The organism is Streptomyces pimonensis, from assembly GCF_041380215.1.
GTDB classification, from domain to species: domain Bacteria; phylum Actinomycetota; class Actinomycetes; order Streptomycetales; family Streptomycetaceae; genus Streptomyces; species Streptomyces pimonensis.
Genome location: NZ_JAHWZY010000012.1, coordinates 84,268 through 100,265 on the forward strand (window position 1 = coordinate 84,268; position 15,998 = coordinate 100,265).

15 protein-coding genes are annotated in these 15,998 nt (G+C 72.4%); 6 read left to right on the forward strand and 9 right to left on the reverse strand.

The genetic code is table 11. The annotated features are described in order from the left end of the window. Positions 1 to 21: 21 nt before the first annotated feature. The 6 genes from KYY02_RS14450 (at position 22) to KYY02_RS14475 (ending at position 7,402) form a co-directional block, all read left to right on the forward strand. Positions 22 to 1,026 (forward strand): zinc-dependent alcohol dehydrogenase, encoded by a 1,005-nt coding sequence (locus KYY02_RS14450; protein WP_371238331.1) that lies wholly within the window; start codon positions 22 to 24, stop codon positions 1,024 to 1,026. A gap of 122 nt (positions 1,027 to 1,148) precedes the next feature. Beyond that, positions 1,149 to 2,117, forward strand: coding sequence for a hypothetical protein (locus tag KYY02_RS14455; protein ID WP_371238332.1), 969 nt, complete (start codon positions 1,149 to 1,151; stop codon positions 2,115 to 2,117). Positions 2,118 to 2,255: 138 nt separating this feature from the next. After that, positions 2,256 to 3,368 carry a multiple monosaccharide ABC transporter substrate-binding protein gene (chvE, locus tag KYY02_RS14460; protein WP_371238333.1) on the forward strand — a complete coding sequence of 371 codons (1,113 nt, stop codon included), beginning with the start codon at positions 2,256 to 2,258 and terminating at the stop codon, positions 3,366 to 3,368. A 32-nt stretch (positions 3,369 to 3,400) separates the two neighbouring features. Next, positions 3,401 to 4,951 (forward strand): multiple monosaccharide ABC transporter ATP-binding protein, encoded by a 1,551-nt coding sequence (gene mmsA / locus KYY02_RS14465; RefSeq protein ID WP_371238334.1) that lies wholly within the window; start codon positions 3,401 to 3,403, stop codon positions 4,949 to 4,951. Continuing rightward, a complete protein-coding gene (mmsB, locus tag KYY02_RS14470) occupies positions 4,948 to 6,192 on the forward strand; it encodes a multiple monosaccharide ABC transporter permease (RefSeq protein ID WP_371238335.1) in 1,245 nt (414 codons plus the stop codon). Before mmsA ends, mmsB begins: the two co-directional genes overlap by 4 nt. Before the next feature lie 55 nt (positions 6,193 to 6,247). Beyond that, entirely contained in the window at positions 6,248 to 7,402 is a 1,155-nt protein-coding gene (locus KYY02_RS14475) for an aldose epimerase family protein (protein ID WP_371238336.1), read from the forward strand. A 225-nt stretch (positions 7,403 to 7,627) separates the two neighbouring features. On the opposite strand, the gene KYY02_RS14480 is transcribed toward KYY02_RS14475, so the two are convergent. From KYY02_RS14480 to KYY02_RS14520, 9 genes are all read right to left on the reverse strand, one after another. Continuing rightward, positions 7,628 to 8,197 (reverse strand): family 43 glycosylhydrolase, encoded by a 570-nt coding sequence (locus KYY02_RS14480; RefSeq protein ID WP_371238337.1) that lies wholly within the window; start codon positions 8,195 to 8,197, stop codon positions 7,628 to 7,630. Continuing rightward, the gene (locus KYY02_RS14485) at positions 8,179 to 9,156 is read right to left on the reverse strand and encodes an arabinan endo-1,5-alpha-L-arabinosidase (protein ID WP_371238338.1); all 978 of its coding nucleotides are present in this window, start codon (positions 9,154 to 9,156) and stop codon (positions 8,179 to 8,181) included. Before KYY02_RS14485 ends, KYY02_RS14480 begins: the two co-directional genes overlap by 19 nt. Before the next feature lie 185 nt (positions 9,157 to 9,341). Then, positions 9,342 to 10,571: a lytic transglycosylase domain-containing protein gene (locus KYY02_RS14490; protein ID WP_371238339.1), complete on the reverse strand. Its 1,230-nt coding sequence runs from the start codon at positions 10,569 to 10,571 to the stop codon at positions 9,342 to 9,344. Between the two features lie 63 nt (positions 10,572 to 10,634). Next, the gene (locus KYY02_RS14495) at positions 10,635 to 11,402 is read right to left on the reverse strand and encodes a hypothetical protein (protein WP_371238340.1); all 768 of its coding nucleotides are present in this window, start codon (positions 11,400 to 11,402) and stop codon (positions 10,635 to 10,637) included. 45 nt (positions 11,403 to 11,447) lie between these two features. Beyond that, complete coding sequence (locus KYY02_RS14500) at positions 11,448 to 11,996, reverse strand: Rv1363c family protein (RefSeq protein WP_371238341.1); 549 nt, start codon at positions 11,994 to 11,996, stop codon at positions 11,448 to 11,450. Positions 11,997 to 12,023: 27 nt separating this feature from the next. Further along, positions 12,024 to 12,803 (reverse strand): hypothetical protein, encoded by a 780-nt coding sequence (locus tag KYY02_RS14505; protein ID WP_371238431.1) that lies wholly within the window; start codon positions 12,801 to 12,803, stop codon positions 12,024 to 12,026. A 125-nt stretch (positions 12,804 to 12,928) separates the two neighbouring features. Continuing rightward, positions 12,929 to 13,444 (reverse strand): hypothetical protein, encoded by a 516-nt coding sequence (locus KYY02_RS14510; RefSeq protein WP_371238342.1) that lies wholly within the window; start codon positions 13,442 to 13,444, stop codon positions 12,929 to 12,931. Then, the gene (locus tag KYY02_RS14515) at positions 13,441 to 14,718 is read right to left on the reverse strand and encodes an MCE family protein (RefSeq protein WP_371238343.1); all 1,278 of its coding nucleotides are present in this window, start codon (positions 14,716 to 14,718) and stop codon (positions 13,441 to 13,443) included. Before KYY02_RS14515 ends, KYY02_RS14510 begins: the two co-directional genes overlap by 4 nt. Then, complete coding sequence (locus KYY02_RS14520) at positions 14,715 to 15,971, reverse strand: MCE family protein (protein WP_371238432.1); 1,257 nt, start codon at positions 15,969 to 15,971, stop codon at positions 14,715 to 14,717. Before KYY02_RS14520 ends, KYY02_RS14515 begins: the two co-directional genes overlap by 4 nt. Positions 15,972 to 15,998: the final 27 nt, after the last annotated feature.

The window sequence follows — 15,998 nt, forward strand, 5'->3', positions numbered from 1 at the left end:
CGGCCGCCCGGGAGGGACGCGATGAGCACCCAGGTCGTCATCGAGGGCCCCGGCGAGCACCGTCTGGTCCCGCACGAGCCGCGCGAGCCCGGGGCGGGCGAGGCCCTGGTGCGGGTGCACGCCTCGGGCATCTGCGGAAGCGACCGCGAGGTGTACCAGGGCAACCGGCCCGAGGGGTACGTGCGGTACCCGCTCACCCCGGGCCACGAGTGGTCCGGGACCGTGGAGCGGGTCGGCGCGGGCGTGCCCGCCGCGCTGGTCGGCCGCAAGGTGGTCGGCGAGGGCTTCCGCAACTGCCAGGTCTGCGACCGCTGTCACGCCGGTGAGACGACGCTGTGCTCGGCGGGCTACGAGGAGACCGGGTTCACCCAGCCGGGTGCCATGGCCGCCACGCTGACCCTCCCGGCCCGGCTGCTGCACGTCCTCCCGGACGACGCCGACCTGAGTGCCGCCGCGCTGCTCGAGCCGGCCGCCTGCATCGCCGCCGCCGCGCTGAAGGCGAACGCCGTGCCCGGCGAGCGGGTCGCGGTGGTCGGCACCGGCACGCTGGGGATGTTCGCCGTGCAGTTCCTGCGCTCCAACTCCCCCTCCGAGCTGCTGGTGGTGGGCTCCCGGGGCGACCGCGAGGCACTGTCCCGGCAGTACGGGGCCACCGACTTCCGTACCAGGGACCGGGCGCTCCCGGACGACTTCGACGTGGTGATCGAGACCGCCGGGTCCGCGGACGCGGCCCGTACGGCGGCCTCGCTGCTGCGGCGCGGCGGACGGCTGGTCCTCACCGGCATCCCGGCGCCGGGCGCCGGCGGGCTCGACCCCACGGACCTGGTCGTACGGCAGCTGGAGGTGCACACCGTCTTCGGCGCTCCGCCGGACGCCTGGGCGCACACCGTGCGGGTGTTCGCCGCCGGGCTGCTCGATCCGCTGCCGCTGGTGAGTCACGAGCTGCCGCTCGCCGAGTTCCCGCAGGCCATCGAGTTGGTGGGGTCCGGCGATCCCAAGGTGGGCAAGGTCCTGCTGCGTCCCTAGCCCGTACGCCGGTACGGGGGCGACCTGACGGCCCCCGTACCGGCGTACGTCCACTTCCGTTCCTCCCGACTCGCACCCAGAGCCGCGAACTTCGTCCGACATATCGAACCAAAGGACCTCCTGTGACCGACGCTTCCGCCACGGCTCCCCGCAGGCCCGGTGAGCAGACCCTCACCGCGCTCGGCTTGAGCGCACCCACCCTCGACCCCGCCGACGCCTCGCCGCACACCTTCCCCGGCGGCGGCCGCTGGCGCACCGAGATCCCCTCGTGCGAGGGCCCGGAGGCGCTGGCCGTGGTACTGAAGGAGGCCTCGCGCCTCGACGTGCCGATCCACCGGATCAGCCAGGGCAGCGGCGTCTGGATGCTGACCGACGCCGAGATCACCGAGATGGCCGAGGCCACCGCGGAGCGCGACATCGAGCTCTGCCTGTTCACCGGCCCGCGCGGCACCTGGGACATCGGCGGTTCCACCCGTACCGACTCGGGCGGCGCCGGACTGCGCGCCCGGGGCCACGACGCGGTCGCCGGCTGCGTCGAGGACGCCGTGCGCGCCACGGAGCTGGGCGTCACGTGCCTGCTCGTCGCCGACGAGGGCGTGCTGTGGACGCTGCACCGGGCGCGCGCGGCCGGGCTGCTGCCCGCCGACACCACGCTGAAGCTCTCGGCGCTCGTCGGGCCGGTCAACCCGGCCTCCTTCGCGGTCTACGAGCACCTCGGCGCCGACTCGATCAACGTGCCCAGCGATCTGACGCTCGATCACCTCACCGAGATACGGCGGGTCTCGGCCACGCCGATGGACATGTACGTCGAGGCCCCCGACGACCTCGGCGGCTACGTGCGGATGTACGAGATCGCCGAACTCATCCGGCGCGGCGCCCCGCTGTACCTGAAGTTCGGCCTGTCCAAGGCGCCCGGGATCTATCCGTACGGGCACCACATGCGGGAGCTGACCCTGGCGACCGCGAAGGAGCGCGTGCGGCGCGGCCGGCTGGCCCTGGACCTGCTGGCCCGGCACGGCGCGGACGGCGACATGGCACCGCTCGGTTCGCGGCTTCCGGGCGATCTGAGCCGGTTCGAGATCTCGTCATAACGTTCCGGAAACGCAGCTTCACAGAAGCAGACACAGCCGCGCACAATCGCACGCACCTCTTTCCCGGCCCCTGACCGCCCCCCTCGGAAGCGCCTCGCCCGTCCGGACCGACCCGCACACACATCAAGGATGATGATCATGCGTAACCGCAGAGCCGCACTCGCCGCCGTCGCCTCGGCCGCCGCCCTCGCCCTCACCCTGACCGCCTGCGGCCAGAACAGCGAGGGCGGCAGCGAGGAGGACAAGGGCGGCTCGGGCGAGGCCACCGTCGGCATCGCGATGCCGACCAAGTCCTCCGAGCGCTGGATCGCCGACGGCAACAACGTCGTCAGGAACCTGGAGGCCAAGGGTTTCAAGACCAAGCTGGCCTACGGCGAGGACGAGCCCGACCAGCAGGTCTCGCAGATCGAGAACATGATCACGCAGGGCGTGGACGCGCTGATCGTGGCGGCCATCGACAACAAGTCGCTGAACAACGTGCTCCAGCAGGCCGCCGACGCGGACATCCCGGTGATCTCCTACGACCGGCTCATCCTCGGCACCGAGAACGTCGACTACTACGCCTCCTTCGACAACGAGAAGGTCGGCGAGCTCCAGGGCACCTACATCGTCGAGAAGCTCGGCCTGAAGGACGGCGGCGGGAAGGGCCCCTTCAACCTCGAGCTGTTCGCCGGCTCCAACGACGACAACAACACCCGCTACTTCTTCCAGGGCGCGATGAACGTCCTGCAGCCGTACATCGACAAAAAGCAGCTCGTCGTCAAGTCCGGCCAGACGGAGCTGACCCAGGTCACCACGCTCCGCTGGGACGGCGCCACCGCGCAGCGCCGCATGGACGACATCCTCACCAAGTCCTACAAGAGCGACAAGGTCGACGCGGTGCTCTCGCCGTACGACGGCATCTCCATCGGCATCCTCTCGGCGCTGAAGTCCGACGGCTACGGCTCCAAGGACAAGCCGCTGCCGGTCGTCACCGGCCAGGACGCCGAGGTCGCCTCGGTGAAGTCGATCATCGCCGACGAGCAGTCGATGACGGTCTACAAGGACACCCGTGAGCTCGCCGAGGTGGCCACCAGCATGGTCGACGCACTGCTCGACGGCAGGAAGCCCGAGACCAACGACACCAAGACCTACGACAACGGGGCGAAGGTCGTGCCGGCCTACCTGCTGGAGCCGGTCGCCGTCGACAAGGCCAACTACCGGAAGACGGTCGTCGACTCCGGCTACATCAAGGAAAGCGACCTCAAGTAACCGCCGCCCCCCACTGATTGGAAGGCACGACCATGGCGGGACCCGTCCTGGAAATGCGCTCGATCGTCAAGACCTTTCCCGGTGTCAAAGCGCTGTCGGACGTCACGCTGACCGTCCGGCAGGGCGAGGTCCACGCCATCTGCGGCGAGAACGGCGCCGGGAAGTCCACCCTGATGAAGGTGCTCTCCGGCGTCCATCCGCACGGCAGCTACGAGGGCGAGATCCTCTTCGAGGGGGAGCCCTGCCGGTTCAAGGACATCCGGGCGAGCGAGCAGCACGGCATCGTGATCATCCACCAGGAGCTGGCGCTGGTGCCGTTCCTGTCCATCGCGGAGAACATCTTCCTCGGCAACGAGCACGCCACCCGCGGACTGATCAACTGGAACGAGACCCTGCGGCACGCCACCGAGCTGCTGCGCCGGGTCGGTCTCACCGACCACCCGGAGACCCGCGTCGCCGACATCGGCGTGGGCAAGCAGCAGCTCGTGGAGATCGCCAAGGCCCTCTCCAAGAAGGTGAAACTGCTCATCCTCGACGAGCCGACCGCGGCCCTGAACGACGAGGACAGCGACAAACTCCTGGACCTCATCCTGGAGTTGAAGAAACAGGGCATCACCTCGATCATCATCTCCCACAAGCTGAACGAGATCCGCAAGGTCGCCGACTCGGTGACGATCATCCGGGACGGCCGGTCGATCGAGACGCTCGACGTGAAGGACCCGGCGACCACCGAGGACCGGATCATCAGCGGCATGGTCGGCCGTGACCTCGACCACCGTTTCCCCGAACGCACCCCGCACCGGCCGGAGGAGGGCACGGCCCCCGCGCTGGAGATCCGCAACTGGACCGTGCACCACCCGATCGACCAGCAGCGCAAGGTGGTCGACGACGTGTCGATCAGCGTCCGGCGCGGTGAGATCGTCGGCATCGCGGGCCTGATGGGCGCCGGCCGCACCGAGCTGGCGATGAGCGTCTTCGGCCGGGCCTACGGACGCCACGCGGGCGGCACCGTCCTGAAGGACGGCCGGGAGATCCGCACGAGGACCGTCCCCGAGGCGGTCGGCCACGGCATCGCGTACGTCACCGAGGACCGCAAGCACTACGGTCTGAACCTGCTCGACACCATCAACCGGAACATCTCGCTGACCGCCCTCGACAAGGTCGCCAAGCGGGGCGTCGTCGACGAGCACGAGGAACGGCAGGTCTCCGAGCGCTTCCGGAAGTCGATGAACATCAAGGCCCCGACAGTGTTCGAACCGGTGGGCAAGCTGTCCGGCGGCAACCAGCAGAAGGTCGTCCTCAGCAAGTGGATCTTCGCCGGCCCGGACGTGCTGATCCTCGACGAACCGACGCGCGGCATCGACGTCGGCGCCAAGTACGAGATCTACACGGTCATCGACAAGCTGGCCGCCGAGGGCAAGGCGGTCGTCTTCATCTCCTCCGAGCTGCCGGAGCTGCTCGGTATGTGCGACCGCATCTACACCATGGCCGCCGGGCGGCTCACGGGTGAGTTCTCGCGGGCCGAGGCCTCGCAGGAATCGCTGATGCGCCAGATGACGAAGGACAAAGAGGTAACCCGATGAGCACGGATGTGACCGCCAAGAGCCCGGCCCCGGCGCCGCCGGGCGGCACCGGACCGGCCTCGGGCGGAGGTCTGCTCCACCTGATGCTGGACGGCCTGCGCCGCAACATGCGGCAGTACGGCATGCTGCTCGCCCTCGGCCTGATCGTGGCGCTGTTCGCCGTGTGGACCGAAGGCGACCTGCTGCTGCCGCGCAACGTCTCCAACCTGGTCCTGCAGAACAGCTACATCCTGATCCTCGCGATCGGCATGATGCTGGTGATCATCGCGGGCCACATCGACCTGTCGGTCGGTTCGCTCACGGCGTTCGTGGGCGCGTTCGCGGCCGTGCTGACGGTGCAGCACGACCTCTCCTGGCCGGTCGCCGTGGTGCTGTGCCTGCTGGCCGGCGCCGTCGCGGGCGCGGCGCAGGGCTTCTTCATCGCCTATCTCGGCATACCGTCGTTCATCGTCACCCTCGCCGGCATGCTGGTCTTCCGCGGTGTGACGGAGATCCTCCTGGAGGGCCGGACCCTCGGCCCGTTCCCGGGCGGTCTGCAGAAGATGGGCAACGGCTTCCTCCCCGAGGTCGGCCCGGAGACCAACTACCACAACATCACCCTGCTGCTGGGCTTCGCGATGGTCGCCTTCGTGATCCTCCAGGAGCTCCGCGACCGCAGGCGCCAGCAGGAGTTCACGCTGGACGTGGTGCCGTTCAACCTCTTCCTGCTGAAGCTCGTCGCCATCGCCGCCGCGCTCCTCACGGTCACCCTGCTCCTCGCCAGCTACAAGGGCGCCCCGATCATCCTGCTGGTACTGGGCGCGCTGGTGGTCGGCTACGGCTACCTCATGCGGAACGCGGTCTTCGGCCGGCACATCTACGCGATCGGCGGCAACCTGCCGGCGGCGAAGCTGTCCGGCGTGAAGGACAAGAAGGTCACCTTCCTGGTCTTCCTGAACATGGGCGTGCTCGCGGCCCTGGCGGGTCTGGCGATCGCCGCCCGCCTGAACGCGGCCTCTCCGAAGGCGGGCCTGAACTACGAACTGGAGGCGATCGCCTCGGCGTTCATCGGCGGCGCGTCCATGAGCGGCGGTGTCGGCACCGTGCTCGGCGCGATCATCGGCGGTCTCGTCCTCGGCGTGCTGAACAACGGCATGAACCTCCTCAGCGTCGGCACCGACTGGCAGCAGGTCATCAAGGGGCTCGCCCTGCTGGCCGCGGTCGGCTTCGACGTGTGGAACAAGCGCAAGTCCGGTTCGTAAGTCAGCTCGGGCCCCGCCGGAAGGCGGGGCCCCTTCCTTCTCGGGAGCCGCACGGATGGAACTGAACAGACGCACGGTCATCGCAGGGGCCGCGGCGGCCGGTGTCGCCGCCACCACCGCCCTGGGCGGGACGGCGCACGCCTCGCCGGGCGGGGGGAAGCCGGTGAAGTCGCTCTTCGGCAGGCTCGCGGACGGCACCGAGGTCCACAGCTGGTCGCTGGGGAACGGCGGCACCCGGATGAAGGTCCTCTCCTACGGCGGCATCGTCCAGTCCCTGGAGATCCCCGACCGCCGCGGCCGGTACGCCAACGTCTCCCTCGGCTTCGACACCGTCGAGCAGTACGTCGCCTCCAGTCCCTACTTCGGCGCCCTGATCGGCCGCTACGGCAACCGCATCGACAAGGGCCGCTTCGCCCTCGACGGCAAGGAGTACCGGCTCTCCGTCAACGACGGCGAGAACAGCCTGCACGGCGGAGCCCAGGGCTTCGACAAGCGGGTCTGGGACGTCGAGCCGTTCACCCGGGGCTCCGACGTCGGTCTGTACCTCTACCACACGAGCGTCGACGGCGAGATGGGCTACCCGGGCACGCTGCGTGCGAAGGTCACGTACACCCTCACCCGCGACGGCGACTGGCGCATCGACTACGAGGCCACCACCGACAGGGCCACCGTCGTCAACCTCACCAGCCACGTCTACTGGAACCTCGCCGGCGAGGGCAGCGGCTCCGTCCACGACCACGAGCTGTCCATCGCCGCCTCCCGCTACACTCCGGTCGGCCCGGGACTGATCCCCACGGGCGAACTGGTCCGGGTCGCGGCCACCCCCTTCGACTTCCGCCGGGCCAAGCCGGTCGGCCGGGACATCCGCACCGCTCACCAGCAGGTGCTGTACGGGCAGGGCTTCGACCACAACTGGGTGCTCGACAAGGGCGTCACCCGCCGTCCCGAGCAGGTCGCGCTGCTGCGCGACCCGTCCTCCGGCCGCACGCTGAGGATCGCGACGAACGAGCCGGGCCTGCAGTTCTACTCCGGCAACTTCCTCGACGGCACCCTGGTCGGCACCGGCGGCCGGGTCTACCGGCAGGGCGACGGACTGTGCCTGGAGACCCAGCACTTCCCAAACTCGCCGAACCAGCCGTCGTTCCCGTCGACCGTGCTGCGGCCGGGGCGGACGTACCGGACGACGACGGTCCATTCGTTCGGGGCATGAGTCCCGGGGACCGTCGCCGTCGCATTCCCCTCACATGAGCTGAACGGCGGCGCGCCCCGCTGCGTACTCCCGGGTGGCCCGTGTTCCCCCGCACGGGCCACCCGGGCATGACGGGCCCGGCCCCCTGTGCGACGGGCCCGTCGCACAGGGAGGATCCACGGCCGGCAACGTCACCTCGTTCGGACGCGGCGGGGGGCGGGCCGGGTGGGTCGAACCACCGGGTTCCTACGCGGGGTCGAGCCGCCACTGCTGGCAGCCGTTGTTCAGCCAGGACCACTGCCGTACGTCGGCTCCGTCCGCGGTGGAGCAGTCGGCGACGTCGGCCAGCTTGCCGGTGGCCTGGTTGACGATGCGGACGTGGCCGCCGTCGGTGGCCACGTTGTAGCTGTAGGGCCCCATGGGGCCGGACCCGGCGCTCTCCAGGACGTGGCTGCGCTGGGTGGGGTTGTGGTCGGCGACGTTCTGTCCGGCGACGTAGTACAGGTACCAGCGCCCGTCGAGGTGGTGCAGCTCCGGCGCCCAGATGGTGCAGCACCGGGAGGCCGCGTCGCCCTGCCACACCTGCACGCTGGGGGCGGTGGCGAGGCCGGCGAGGGCGGGCGACGTGCGGAGGGTGATGGCGTCGGTCCAGGACGTGCTGACCAGGTAGTAGTCGCCGTCGTGGCGGACGGTCCACGGGTCGGCGCCCTTCTGGGCCTTGACGGGGTTGGCGAAGGAGGCCGCCTGCGCGGACGGCTGCCCCAGTGAGAGGGCGAGCAGCAGCGCGGCCAGCAGGGTCAGTAGGCGACGGGCCATCCGCTGCTCCAGTTCAGGAGGTTGATGCCGAGCTTGGGGGTGCCGTTGTCGTTGCCGTCGTAGTAGTGGTAGACGATCAGGTCCCCGTCGACGTCGTTCATGATCGACTGGCCGCCGGGGCCGATGACGCTGCCGTGCGACTCGAGGACGGGCGTGCCGCCGTTGTTCATCATCGGGACGCCGTTCCTGTCGCGGTACGGCCCGGTGACGCTGGTGGCGCGGCCGACCTTGACCTTGTAGGTGGAGCCGGTGCCGGCGCAGCAGGTGTCGTACGAGGCGAAGAGGTAGTAGTAGCCGCCCCGCTTGACGATGAACGGCGCCTCCACGGCCTTCGTCCCGGAGGGGCGGGAGGCGAGCGAGTAGCGGGTGGTGTGGGAGGAGAGCTGCTTCCCGGTGGACGGATCGATCCGGATCATCTTGATCCCGGTCCACCAACTTCCGAAGGACAGCCACCACTTGCCGTCGTCGTCGACGAAGAGGTTGGGGTCGATGGCGTTGAAGTCGCTGGAGGAGTTCGAGGTGTGGACGATGCCGTAGTCGGTCCAGCTGCCCGGCTGTCCGGTGGTGGAGCCGGCCAGCCCGATGGCGGAGGTGTTCGACCCGAACTTCGAGACGGAGTAGTACATCAGGTACTTGCCGCCGTGGTACGAGATGTCCGGTGCCCAGGCCTCCGGCACGGAGGAGTAGTTCCGCCACCAGCCCGGCCGGGACGAGAACGCGTCGGCACCGGCGGAGAAGGCGGTGCGGTCGGCGGAGGTCTTGCTGGCGATGCCGCCGCCGGTGGCGTAGAGGAGGTACTGCCCGGAGGAGGTCCGGATCATCGACGGGTCGTGCGTGACGACGGAACCGGTGACGCGGCCGGGGCCTGGGTACGCCGAGGCGGTGGTCGGCATCAGCGCCAGGAGGGCGGCGGCGGGGAGCGCGAGGAGCGCGGTGCGCTTGCGGAGGGTGCGGCTCATACGGGGTTCTCCTTGCGGTGGGGGCGAGAAGGCCGTTCGGAATTTCGGACGACGATCGCAAGTTCGAACGGACCGTAGAATCGAACCAGGTGCGCGTCAATGGCCCGCGCAGCCTCTCCTGGCGCCGGCCCCGGAGAACCGCGCACGCCCGGCGGCGGGGTGTGCGCGGTTCTCCGGGGCCCTCCTCACCCGGTCGCGGTGTCCGTCGGAGCCGGGCAGGGCGGGGCGGCCGGGTCGGGGGACGGGGTCGCGGACTCCGTGGAACAGTCGTCCGGGCCGGTGGGCGTGGGGCCCGGGTCCGTCGGGTCCGGCGACGGCGAAGGGGTCTCGGTGGGGGACTCGCCGGGCGGCTGCCAGGGATCCCGGCCCGTCGGGGACGCCGTCGGCGAGGGATCCGGGGACGGGGAGGCGGGCGCCGGGGCGGACGTCGGAGCGGACGGGGACGGGGACGGCCCGGGGCTGCCCGGCTTGCTCGGGTCCGGGCCGATGACGATGCCCCCGCCCTCGCCCCGGTCCCCCCCGCCGTCGACGGGCCCGGTCGCCGGGGTGGCGCCGCCCGCGCCGGGGCTCCTCGGGACGGTGCCCTCGCCGTCGGGGACGGTGTGGACCCCCCGGCTGTAGAAGTCCAGCCAGTACCTGACCAGCCTCAGGTAGGGGCGCGAGTGGTTGTAGCCGAGGACCGCCCGGTCCAGGTCCGCGGCCCGGCCCAGGTCCCGGTCGCCCGCGCACAGATAGCGGCCGGCCGCCAGGGCCGCGTCGAAGACGTTGTTCGGGTCGGCGCGGCCGTCGCCGTTGCCGTCCGTGCCCCAGCGGGCCCAGGTGGACGGCAGGAACTGCATCGGTCCCACCGCGCGGTCGTAGACCGTGTCACCGTCGTGGGCGCCCCCGTCCGTGTCCCGGATCAGGGCGAAACCCCGGCCGTCGAGCGGTGGCCCGGTGATCCGGCCCCGTGTGGTGCCGTTCCGGTCGACCGCGCCGCCGCGCGCCTGGCCGGACTCGACCTTGCCGATCGCCGCGAGCAGTTCCCAGGGCAGCCGGCAGCCGGGGTCCGTCCTGCCGACAAAGGCCTCGGCGGCGCGGTAGGCGCGCAGCACGGTGGCCGGGATGCCCGACTGGGAGCGGAGGTCCCGCACGAGCGCCGGGGCGGCCGGGGCGGTGTCCGGGGTCGTCAGGGGCGGGAGTTCGGTGTGGTAGGAGCCGTCACCGGGCGGAACGGGATCGGCGTACGGGCCGCCCGCCGCAGTGCTGCGCATGTCGTCGGCGGGCGGGGCGGCGCGGTCGTCCCGCGTGTCCCCGACGAGTCCGGGGGCCCGGGAGGCCGTGAGGGCCGCCATGGCCGCCACGGTGACGGCGGTCGTCCGCAGTCCCCTGCGGGCCCGGCCGGTGCGCGGACGTCGTGTGCGGCGTACGGGCATGGCTGTCACTCCTGTCGGATGCGGGGGCGGTCACGCCCGTGGGTCCCGTCGGTCGCGCGGCCTTCAGCGGCCGAAGGTGTCGATGCCGGAGACGAGCCACCGGCCGTCGCGGAGCACGACGTCGACGGCGAGCATGGCGCCCGCGTACGCGCCCTCGTCCCTCCCGCCCGCCCCGTCCGCGGCGGTGCTGTCCCCGGCGGTGGCGACGCTGCTCTGGTCGGCGTAGACGAGGACCCGGGCCCGGTGGCCGTCGATCCGTCCGACCGCGCTCTCGGTGACCGTCGTGGTGATCACCGCCTTCTGTTCGTCGGCCCGTTCGCGGACATCGGCGAGCAGGGTGCGGTGCTGGTCGACGGCCTTTCCCGTGAGGAGGTCCCGCGCCGCCTTCTCGAGGGCGCCGGGGTCGGTGTGGTCGTAGGAGAAGAGCCGGTCGACGGCCTTGGACGTCTGTCCCCCGATCTCGCCCGTGCGGGCGGGATCGGTCAGGGCGGTGTTGCGCCGCGCGGGGTCGTCCCGGAGCGCCTCGGCCTTCGCGTGCGCCCAGCCGGCGAAGCCGCCGAGGAGCACGGTCAGCGCGCAGAGCGCCGCGAGGCCCACCGGGCGGCGCGGCCGGGCACGGGCCGCCCGTCCACCGGCCGCGGGCGCCTTCCCGTCCTCCCCCTCCCCGACCGGCCGCGCGGGGGACGGGCGGCCGACGGACGGCAGGACGGCCGTGCCACCCGTACGGCTTTGGCTCCCGGCGCCGGCCGGGACCCCGGCGGGGGTGGTGGGCCGGGTCTCGCGGGCCTGGCGGCGCCGCTGGCGGTTGATGTGGTGGCGGGTCGTCGACATCGTGCTGTCCTCTCGGTGCGGCGGCTTGCGCGGTACGGAGCCGGGTCAGCCGGTCGGTGCGCCGCCCACGGGGGCCTGCCCCAGGGCGCTCAGCTTCCACCGGCCCCCGGTGCGGGTGAGTTCGCCGAGCATGCGGCTGTCCTTGTCCGTCCTCGCTCCGTCGGACGCCCTGACGGTGACGCGCAGGGCGACCAGCACCCGGGCGCGGCCCGCGCGGTCGTCGAGTTCGGCGACCGCGCCCGACAGCACCCGGGCCGTGGTGACCGTCTTCGCCTCTCTCACCTGGTGCGCGAACTCCGAGCGTCCTGACTTCAGTTGCTCGTGCAGTTCACCGGTGGTCGACGACTCCCACAGGTCGAGGCCCTGGTCCAGGTCCCGGTGGTCGAGCGTGTTGAGGTTCTGCACGGCCTGCTCCCCCGCGGCGAGCGCCTCGTCCCGTTGCGCGGCGTACGCGGCCCGGTCGTCGTGGGCCGCGCCGTACCAGTCCTGCCCCGCCCAGGCCGCGAAGCCGCCCGCGGCGAGCGTGAGGGCGACGGCCAGCGACGACAGCGGACCGGGGCGGTGTGCGGTGAGGACGCGGACCGCGCTTTTCATGGGGTGCTCCAGTCTCCCGCGCACGGATCAGCGGGCCTTGAGGTCGACGATCCGCCAACGGTCGTTCTCCAGCCGGGCCGTGACGGTGAGCTGGGCCGCAGCGGTGGTGGCCTCGTCCTTGCCGCGGCGGGAGGTCTGGTCGAGGAAGACCAGCAGGCGTGCCCTTTCGCCGTCGAGTTCGATCACCCCGGTGCGGACGGCACGGGTGCTCAGGGTGACGCGCTGCTCGGTGAGGTCCTCGCGAACCCGGGCGAGGAGTTCCTGGTACTGGCGGGCGGCGCGGCCGCCGAGGGCGGAGCGCGCGGAGCGCTCGGCGGCCGCGGTGCCGTCCGGTGTGTAGGAGAAGACACGGGCGAGGGCGTGGGCGATCTCGCCGGCGACGCGGTGGGTGGCCTCGGCGTCGGTGAGCGCGCGGTTCCGGGCCGACTCGGCCGACTCGAGCCGGTGGGCGGCGTGGAGGAAGCCGCAGCCGCCGAGGACGAGCAGCGCGGCGGTCCCGGCGAGGGCGGCCCGCCGCAGACGGCCGCCCGGCGGCCGGGGTGCGCGGACACCGTCCGCCCGGTCCGCGGGGGGCTCCTCCCCGGAGGGCTCCTCCCCGGAGGGCTTCCTGCCGGAGCGTACGCCCCCGGAAGGCCCGGCGGCTGGGAGGCCGTCGTCGGACGTCCCGTCCCCGGGAAATCCGCTCGCGGACCTCCCGCCCTCGTCCGCACCGTCCTCGAACGCCCCGCCCGCGAGGGGCCCGTTCCCGCACGCCCCTCCCGTGGAGGCCTCCTCGCCGGGCGCCGGAGCCTCGTCCCGCGCGGGCACGGCCCCCGGGGGCGAGTCCGTACCGGGGCCCTCCGTGCCCGGGGCCGGATCCCGGTCGGCGCCCGTGCCCGGGGCCGCGCCCCGCGCGGGATCCTGCGCCCTGCCGCGCAGCAGCCGTGTCAGCGTCATCGGTCCCCGTCCTCCCGCTCCCCCGAGAGCGGCACCGCGCTCAGCGCCTTCACCTTCCACTCCCCCTCGCCCGTACGGGCCAGGACCACCTCCAGGCGTTTGCGGTCGGCGGCCGGCTTCCTCGTCCCGGCGGGCGTGACCTCGACGCGGACGGTGGTGATCAGCTTGGCCGTGCCGGCCCGCGTGTCGAGCGCGGTGACGGCCGCCTCGGTGACCGTGCCGCGCGCCGAGGCGCCCGCCCTCGCCTCGGCGCGGCCCAGTTCCTCGCGCAGCGGTCCGGTGGAGGCCTCGCGCCAGGCCCGGACGCCCCGCTCCGCCCGCTGCCGGGTGGAGGCGTCGAGCGTGGTGAGCACGGCGACGCCCGCCCGTCCGTCGGCGAGCGCCCGGTCGCGCTCCCTGCCGTACGCGAGCGCGTCGTCGGTGCGTGCCTGCGCGTACGTCCACGCGCCGGTGCCGCAGAAGCCGAGCGCCAGGGCCAGCCCCACGCCGGTGAGGACACGGACCCCGTTCATCGCGTGCTCCCGCCGGCCGGGGCGAGGAGGTCCGCCATGTCCCGCGGCGCCTCGCCGTCCTGGCCGGGCAGGGCGAGGGCGCCGGGCAGTGCGGCCGGTCCGCCCGTCCGCGTCCCACCGCTGCCGGAGGGCAGGGACCCGGGCCTGGCCGGGTCGGGCACCGGGCCGCCCTTCGGAGCGTTCGCCGAACCGCGCACGTTGAACCCGTCAGCGGCGGAGGCGGTGCAGGCCGCGCCGGTGTTGAGGGCGGGCGTGGTGCCGAGGTCGAGCCCGTTGCGGTAGCGCGTGGCGCCGTATCCGGCGGTACAGGGCAGGGGCTTGAAGAAGGTGACGGCCATGCCGAGGTTCAGCTTCCCTCCGTCGACGGCGGTGGCGCCGGCGGCGACGGCCGCCGGGTACTTCACGAGGAGTTCCTCCGTGCCGCGCTGCCGGGTGACGGCTATCTCGGAGGTGGTGAGCAGATTGGCGAGGACGACGCCGAGGCTCGGGTCGAGGTCCCGCAGGACGCCGCTGACCTGGGTGGCGGCCTCGGGGGCGACGGTGAGGAGGCGGCGCAGGTCGGCGTCGGAGCCCTTGAGGGTACGGGCCAGCTCCTCCGCCCCGACGGCGAAGTCGCGGATGGCCCGCTCCTCTTCGGCCTGGGTGCGCAGGACGGTCTCGCCGTCGGTGATGAGCCTGGTGGTGGACGGCAGGGCGCGGTCGGCGGCCTCCACGAAGGCGCTGCCGCTGTCGAGCAGGACCTGGAGGTCGTCGCCGTGCCCCTCGAAGGCCTTGCCGAACTCGTCCACGACCGTGCGCAGGTCGTCGAGCGGGACGGAGCCGACGAGGTCGTCGACGCCGGCGAGCATGTCGGTGACGGGCGCGGGCACCTGGGTGTCGGCCTGTTCGATGCGGGCGCCCTCGGCGAGGTAGGGGCCGCCGTCGCTCTCGGGCCGCAGGTCGATGTACTGCTCGCCCACCGCGGAGAGGCCGGCGACCACGGCGCGGGTGTCGGCGGGGATGCGCGGGGCGGACTTCTTGACGCGCAGTTCGGCGACGACACCGTCGGCGGTCAGGCCGATCGGTCCGACGCGGCCCACGGAAACGCCCCGGTAGGTGACGTCGGAATGGGTGAACAGCCCGCCCGTGACCGGAAGTCGTACGTCGACGGTGTAGTAGTCGGCGACCCCGACGTACCGCCCGAGGTCGGCGTAGCGGATGCCGAGGAAGGAGAGGGCGAGGACGGCGACGACGAGGAAGGCGAGGTTCTTCAGCCGTACGGCGAGGGTGATCACCCCGGCTCACCTCCCCGTACGGCCGCCGACCCGGTGGCGGGGACGGCGGGCAGGGGCAGGGGGGAGGACGGCGTCGGCGAGGACCGCCGGGACGGGGCCTCCGGTGGCGGGACGGACTCCCGTTCCCCGCCCGTCCTCCCGCCGGACCGCTCCCTCCCGGCCACTGCCGGCCCGCCGTCCGCCGGGGCGGAGGGCGGCGCGGTCTCCTGGGGCACCAGCGGCGGGATCACCCGGGTCCCGGGCACGGCGGCCATGTCCAGGTACACGTTGAGGTAGTCGCCCTTCACCCCGCGCAGCACCTCGTCGGTGAACGGGTACGTCAGCAGCACCTCCAGTGAGTCGGGCAGGTCCGTGCCCGCGTCCGCGAGCGCCTTCAGGGTCGGCGCGATGGCCTTGAGATCGGCGATCATGTCGTCCTTGCTCGCGTCGATGGTGGTGACGGCGACGCCGGAGAGCGTGTCGAGGGAGCGCAGCATGGTCAGCAGTGAGCCGCGCTGCTCCTCGAGCGTCCTCAGTCCGGGGGATAGGTCGGTGAGCACGGTGCCGACGTCGTCCTTGCGGGTGGCGAGGGTCGTGGAGAGCCGGTTGACGGCGTCGAGGGCGTCGGTGATGTCGCCCCGGTGGTCGTCGAGCTCGGTCACCAGGGTGTTGACCCGTTTCAGCACGGAGCGGACCTCGGGCTCGCGGCCGTCGAGCGCCGCGCCGAGTTCCCGGGTGATGGTCCTGAGCTGGTCGACCCCGCCGCCGTTGAGGAGCAGGGACAGCGCGCCGAACACCTCCTCGACCTCGGTGTTGCGGCTGGTGCGGGAGACCGGGATGACGGCCCCGTCCTCCAGCCTTCCGGTTCCGGTCCGCCGGTCGGGCGCGACGAGCTGGACGTACTTCTCGCCCAGCAGGCTGGACTGTTCGAGGCGGGCGGTGGCGTCGGCGGGCAGCCGTACGTCGCCGTTGATCCTCATGGTGACGCGGGCCGACCAGTCGTCGCGGCCGAGTTCGACGGCGGTGACCCGGCCGACGGCGACGTCGTTGACCTTCACCGCGGACTGCGGGACCAGGCTGAGCACGTCCCGGAGCTCCGCGGTGACGGTGTAGGGGTGGTCTCCGAGGTCGGCGCCGCCGGGCAGCGGCAGGTCCTCGATGCCGTCGAAGCGTGGCGGTTCGACGGTGACGGCGCCGAGGGCGAGGGCGAAGCCGAGGCCGAGGGCGATCAGTCCGCCCAGGGTGAGGCCGGCGACGCCGCCCGTGGTGAGCACGCCGCGCTTCACCGCCGCGGTCCTCGG

What these genes read in the sequence shown, in the direction of transcription:
- KYY02_RS14450 (WP_371238331.1), top strand. Translation starts at nt 22, where the DNA reads ATGAGCACCCAGGTCGTCATCGAGGGCCCCGGCGAGCACCGTCTGGTC.
- chvE (WP_371238333.1), top strand. Translation starts at nt 2,256, where the DNA reads ATGCGTAACCGCAGAGCCGCACTCGCCGCCGTCGCCTCGGCCGCCGCC.
- mmsA (WP_371238334.1), top strand. Translation starts at nt 3,401, where the DNA reads ATGGCGGGACCCGTCCTGGAAATGCGCTCGATCGTCAAGACCTTTCCC.
- mmsB (WP_371238335.1), top strand. Translation starts at nt 4,948, where the DNA reads ATGAGCACGGATGTGACCGCCAAGAGCCCGGCCCCGGCGCCGCCGGGC.
- KYY02_RS14475 (WP_371238336.1), top strand. Translation starts at nt 6,248, where the DNA reads ATGGAACTGAACAGACGCACGGTCATCGCAGGGGCCGCGGCGGCCGGT.
- KYY02_RS14480 (WP_371238337.1), bottom strand. Translation starts at nt 8,197, where the DNA reads ATGGCCCGTCGCCTACTGACCCTGCTGGCCGCGCTGCTGCTCGCCCTC.
- KYY02_RS14485 (WP_371238338.1), bottom strand. Translation starts at nt 9,156, where the DNA reads ATGAGCCGCACCCTCCGCAAGCGCACCGCGCTCCTCGCGCTCCCCGCC.
- KYY02_RS14490 (WP_371238339.1), bottom strand. Translation starts at nt 10,571, where the DNA reads ATGCCCGTACGCCGCACACGACGTCCGCGCACCGGCCGGGCCCGCAGG.
- KYY02_RS14495 (WP_371238340.1), bottom strand. Translation starts at nt 11,402, where the DNA reads ATGTCGACGACCCGCCACCACATCAACCGCCAGCGGCGCCGCCAGGCC.
- KYY02_RS14500 (WP_371238341.1), bottom strand. Translation starts at nt 11,996, where the DNA reads ATGAAAAGCGCGGTCCGCGTCCTCACCGCACACCGCCCCGGTCCGCTG.
- KYY02_RS14510 (WP_371238342.1), bottom strand. Translation starts at nt 13,444, where the DNA reads ATGAACGGGGTCCGTGTCCTCACCGGCGTGGGGCTGGCCCTGGCGCTC.